The 5,012-nt window shown below is 70.8% G+C and carries 5 protein-coding genes and 1 pseudogene; 2 read left to right on the forward strand and 4 right to left on the reverse strand.

Annotated elements, in window-relative coordinates:
• The 4 genes from IJH84_RS26820 to thyX form a co-directional block, all read right to left on the reverse strand.
• Positions 1–1,099: ribonuclease J (locus IJH84_RS26820; protein ID WP_295150469.1), on the reverse strand; the 1,099-nt coding region annotated here is incomplete at its 3' end.
• A gap of 26 nt (positions 1,100–1,125) precedes the next feature.
• A complete protein-coding gene (dapA, locus tag IJH84_RS26825) occupies positions 1,126–2,070 on the reverse strand; it encodes a 4-hydroxy-tetrahydrodipicolinate synthase (RefSeq protein WP_200070060.1) in 945 nt (314 codons plus the stop codon).
• Positions 2,071–2,304: 234 nt separating this feature from the next.
• Positions 2,305–2,931, reverse strand: a complete 627-nt coding sequence (locus IJH84_RS26830; protein WP_295150461.1) for a TIGR03085 family metal-binding protein — start codon at positions 2,929–2,931, stop codon at positions 2,305–2,307.
• Positions 2,932–2,989: 58 nt separating this feature from the next.
• Positions 2,990–3,742: an FAD-dependent thymidylate synthase gene (gene thyX, locus IJH84_RS26835; RefSeq protein ID WP_295150464.1), complete on the reverse strand. Its 753-nt coding sequence runs from the start codon at positions 3,740–3,742 to the stop codon at positions 2,990–2,992.
• 194 nt (positions 3,743–3,936) lie between these two features.
• Between thyX and IJH84_RS26840 the strand changes: the two genes are divergently transcribed.
• The gene (locus tag IJH84_RS26840) at positions 3,937–4,494 is read left to right on the forward strand and encodes a toxin-antitoxin system HicB family antitoxin (protein ID WP_295150467.1); all 558 of its coding nucleotides are present in this window, start codon (positions 3,937–3,939) and stop codon (positions 4,492–4,494) included.
• A gap of 15 nt (positions 4,495–4,509) precedes the next feature.
• A pseudogene (locus IJH84_RS26845) lies at positions 4,510–5,012 on the forward strand (hypothetical protein); the annotation flags it as partial.

Consider the following 5,012-nt stretch of genomic DNA (forward strand, 5'->3'; position numbering starts at 1 on the left):
CCTGGTGCACCACCTCGGCACCCAGCCGGACCAGGCCGTTGACCACGCCGAACACGGCGGTCTCGTTGCCGGGGATCAGCGAGCTCGCCAGCACCACCGTGTCCCCGGCCTTGATGCGGATCTGCTTGTGCTCACCGCGGGCCATCCTGTACAGCGCCGAAAGCGGCTCGCCCTGCGAACCGGTCGAGACGAACAGCACCAGGTGCTCCGGCATCGCCAGCGCCTCGTCGAGCTCGACCAGCAGCCCGGGCGGCACGCGCAGGATGCCCAGCTCGGCGGCGATGCCCATGTTGCGCACCATCGAGCGGCCGACGAAGCAGACCTTCCGGCCGTGCTGCTCGGCCACGTCGAGCACCTGCTGCACCCGGTGCACGTGGCTGGCGAAGCAGGCCACGATCAGCCGCTGGGTCGCCTTGCCGATCACCGAGTCCAGCACCGGGCCGATCTCGCGTTCCGGTGTGACGAACCCCGGCACCTCGGCGTTGGTCGAGTCGACCAGGAACAGGTCCACACCCTCGTCGCCGAGCCGGGAGAACCCGGCCAGGTCGGTGAGCCTGCCGTCCAGCGGCAGCTGGTCCAGCTTGATGTCCCCGGTGTGCAGCGCGACGCCCGCGGGAGTGCGGATCGCGACCGCCAGCGCGTCCGGGATCGAGTGGTTGACCGCGAAGAACTCCAGGTCGAACGCGCCGTGCTCGCTGTGCTGGCCCTCGGCGACCTCGATCAGCTGCGGCGTCTGCCGGTGCTCCTTGCACTTGGCCGCCAGCAGCGCCAACGTGAACTTCGAGCCGACCACCGGAATGTCCGGGCGCAGCCGCAGCAGGAACGGCACGGCGCCGATGTGGTCCTCGTGCCCGTGGGTGAGCACCAGCGCCTCGATGTCGTCCAGGCGGTCCTCGATCGGCCCGAAGTCCGGCAGGATCAGGTCCACACCCGGCGAATCGTCCTCGGGGAACAGCACCCCGCAGTCGACGATGAGCAGCTTGCCCGCGTACTCGAACACGGTCAGGTTGCGGCCCACCTCGCCGATGCCGCCGAGCGCGGTGATCCGCAGGCCGCCCTCCGGCAGCGCGGGCGGCGGCGCGGACGCCGTCGGCGCCATCGGGCGGTGTTCGGAAGGCTGCGTGCTCACCGGGACGTCACCTCTGCTGCGGCATCGGGGTTGACCAGGACAAGACCGGCGTCCCACAGATCGCTGGTGATCACCCGCACCTGCTCGTCGGTGGCCTGCGGCAGCGGCAGCCGCGGATGCCCGGTCTCGTAGCCGCACAGCCGCAGCGCCGTCTTCGAGAAGATCACGCCACCGACGAAGTTCATCGAGCGGTACACCGGCATGAGACCGGCGTGCACGTCCCGCGCCGACTCGATGTCCCCGGCCTCGAACGCGTCCAGCATCTTGCGCAGGCGGTCGCCCACCACGTGGCCGATCACGCTGACGAAGCCGACCGCGCCGACCGACAGCCACGGCAGGTTCAGCGGGTCCTCACCGGAGTAGTAGGCCAGATCGCTGTTGCACAGCACCTCGCTGCCCGCCCACAGGTCGTGCTTGGAGTCCTTCACGGCCTTGATCCGCGGGTGCTCGGCGAGCCGCTTGAGCGTGTCGGTCTGGATCGGCACCACCGAACGCGGCGGGATGTCGTAGAGCATCACCGGCAGGTCGGTCGCGTCCGCGACCGTGCCGAAGTGCGCCAGCAGCCCCTCCTGCGGGGGCCGCGAGTAGTACGGGGTGACCACCAGCAGACCGTGCGCGCCCGCCTTCTCGGCGCTGCGGGCCAGCTCCACCGAGTGCTCGGTGTTGTTCGTGCCCGCGCCCGCGACGACGGTCGCCCGGTCGCCGACCGCCTCGACGACCGCCTGCAGCAGGCGTTCCTTCTCGTCGTCGCTGGTCGTGGGGCTCTCTCCCGTGGTGCCGTTGACGATGAGGCCGTCGTTGCCGACGTGATCGACCAGGTAGGTCGCCAACTCCTGGGACAACGCCAGGTCGAGCTTCCCGTCTCCGTCGAACGGCGTCACCATGGCGGTCAGGACCCGGCCGAACGGTCGGCCAGGGGCAGCGGTAGGACAGACGGTCATAGCTCCTGACGCTACCTGGTGAGTCCATTGATCAACGCGCCGCATCGGCGGCCGTGCGCAGGACCTCCGCCGCGACCGGCGGCAGCCGGAAAGGTACCGGTCAGCGCCCGTGCGGGCCGATCTTCTTCCGTCCCGGCGGCTGCGGTGGCGCGGGTTTTCCAGCGGCACATGCGTGCGATCCGCACGGCGCCGCCGGTCACCCGTTCGGCCCAGCCGGTTCGAGCGCGACCGGCTTCAGAACGAACGGCGCAAGTCCTCCACCGCGAGCACGTCCGCCTCGTTGCCTTCGATTTCCACCTGGTGCTGGCGGCGACTGAAGGCGTGCAGGATCAGCTCGCTCGGCTCACCGCTGAGGCGCACCGTGCGCGGACCGCGCTTCGCGGCGATCTCGGTGCCGTCCGGGCGGCGCAGCACCACGCCGACAGGGCTGCGGCCGTAGAACACCTTCGCCACCCGGGACAGCGACTTCCACAGCGCTTCCTCCCGCTCCGGGTCGGACGGGCGCGGCTGCCAGCCCGGCTGCGCGCGGCGCACGTCCTCGTGGTGCACGTAGAACTCGGCGGCGTTGACGGTCTCGTCCACCGAGCCGAACGACATCGGGTTCCACTTCGGCGGCCCCTCGCGCAACGTGGCGATCAGGTCCGGCCACGGCTTGTCCCGCAGCTCCTGCTCCACCTTGTCGCCGCGCTCGGCGAGCGCCTTGATGAACTTGCCCGCCAGCGCGTCCGGACGACGCTCGCGCAGCAGCAGGTGCACCGCGAGGTCCTTGGTCTTCCAGTCACCGCACAGCGTCGGCGCGTCCGGCCCGACCCGCTCGAACAGGTCGCAGAGTTCCCGGCGCTCGTCGTTGGCCACACCCATGCGGCCACTGTAGCCGTGATCAGCGAACCGGCACGCGCACCGGGCGCTCGGCCGGGAGTCAGCCCTCGGTGACGAACGGGCTGGACGCGACCTCGGTGCCGTCGGTGAGGCTGGTGATCTCGAAGTCGCCGAACACGTTCGGTGCGGCCTTCTGCAGCTGGCGCAGGCATTCCACGGCGAGCGCGCGGATCTCCACGTCGGCGTGCTCGCTGGCGCGCATCGCCACGAAGTGCCGCCACGCGCGGTAGTTCCCGGTCACGACGATGCGGGTCTCGGTCGCGTTCGGCAGCACCGTGCGCGCGGCCTGGCGGGCCTGCTTGCGGCGCAGCGTCGCCTTCGGCTCGTCGGCGAACTTCTCCTGCAGCGCTTCCAGCAGCTCGTTGTACGCGTGCACGCTCGCCTCGGTGGCCTGCACGAACTTCTCGTGCAGCGCCGGGTCCTCGGCGATCACGTCGGGTTCGACCATCGCGGCGTCGCGCTCCGAGACGTAGCGCTGGGACAGCTGCGAGTAGGAGAAGTGCCGGTGCCGGATCAGCTCGTGGGTCAGCGAGCGGGACATGCCGGTCAGGTAGAAGGTCACCGAGCCGTGCTCCAGCACGGACAGGTGGCCGACCTCCATGATGTGCCGCAGGTAGCCGTCGTTGGTGGCCGTGGCCGGGTTCGGCTTGCGCCAGGACTGGTAGCAGGCCCGGCCGGCGAACTCCGCGAGCGCCTGGCCGCCGTCTGCATCGGTGGACCAGTCCACGTCGGCCGGGGGGAAGAACTCCGTCTTGCCGATGAGCTGGACCTTCGGCGGCACGATCTCGGTCACGGTGCGCGGACCCTTCTGGCTCGTCTCGGGGTTTCTGCTGCTCCGCCGCTGCTGCGGCGGTTGCGGGAACGAGCGTAACCGGCCGTGCCGACAGTCCTGCCGCACCGGCCGGTCACCACTCGCGATGGCGCGGTGACACCGGACGACACCATTGGATGATTGCGCGACGCCAGCACCGACGCCATATTGGTGTCATGGATCTGAGCCCTTACATCAACCAGCTTCGCGAAGACCTCACGTCCGCCGCCTCGGCGGGCGACGAGCAGACCCGGCAGACCGCCGCCGTGCTCTCGGCCGCGATCGAGCCCGCGGCACGGCTGGCGATCATGAACGCGCTTTCCGACCTCGCCGCGGAGGTCACCACGCACCTGGAAGACCAGGTCGTCGACGTCCGGCTGGACGGGCGGGACGTCCGGGTGGCGGTCAGCGGCGGAGGCGGCGGGAAGGCTTCGGCCGCCGAGGACGACCGGCCGCCGCCACCGCCTCCGGGCGGCGACAGCGGTGACATCAGCAGGATCACGCTGCGGCTGCTCGACGAGATCAAGTCGCAGGCCGAGAACGCCGCGTCCACGCAGGGCGTGTCGCTGAACACGTGGGTCGCGCAGGCAGTGCAAGGCGCCCTGCACGGCGGCAGACCGCGGGGACCGTGGGAGCACCACCGGCCGGGTCGCGGACCCGGTTGGGGCGGGCCGGGGCGCTTTCGCGGCGACGAAGGCTACGGCTCCCGGGTCCACGGCTGGGTACAGGGCTGACGGGAGGTGGCGACCTTGAACAGCGACACCGGCCGGAATTCCCAACCCGGCGACTCCCAACCCGGCGATGCCGAATCCCGGGAACCGAACGAGCTCGTGCGGACCCAGGAATTCGACACTCCTGGGCCGATCGTCGTGGACGTCGGCAACAGCCTCGGCGCGATCAACGTCGAGCTGGCCGAGACGGTGACCACGCACGTGGAGGTCCGGCACGACTCCGCGGGTGGTGGCCCGGAATGGCGCACCGGCCTGTCCGGCCTGCTCAACTGGGTCGGCGGGCAGATCAGCGAAGCCGGACGGCGTGGTGGTCTCGGGGCTGGTGGTCTCGGGGCCGGCGGTTTCGGCGGCGGGCTCGGGGATCGCGCCTTCGGCGACCGCGGCCCCGGGGAACCGATCGCGGAGGCGGTGCGCCAGACCACGATCGACTTCACCGGCGGCAACAGGTTGTCGGTGCGCGCGCCGAGCACGGTGCCGCTGCGCACCGTTCCGCTGGCGATCACGGTGCGGGCACCGGAGGA

The organism is Saccharopolyspora sp. (genome assembly GCF_017434145.1).
GTDB classification, from domain to species: Bacteria; Actinomycetota; Actinomycetes; order Mycobacteriales; family Pseudonocardiaceae; genus Saccharopolyspora_C; species Saccharopolyspora_C galaxeae.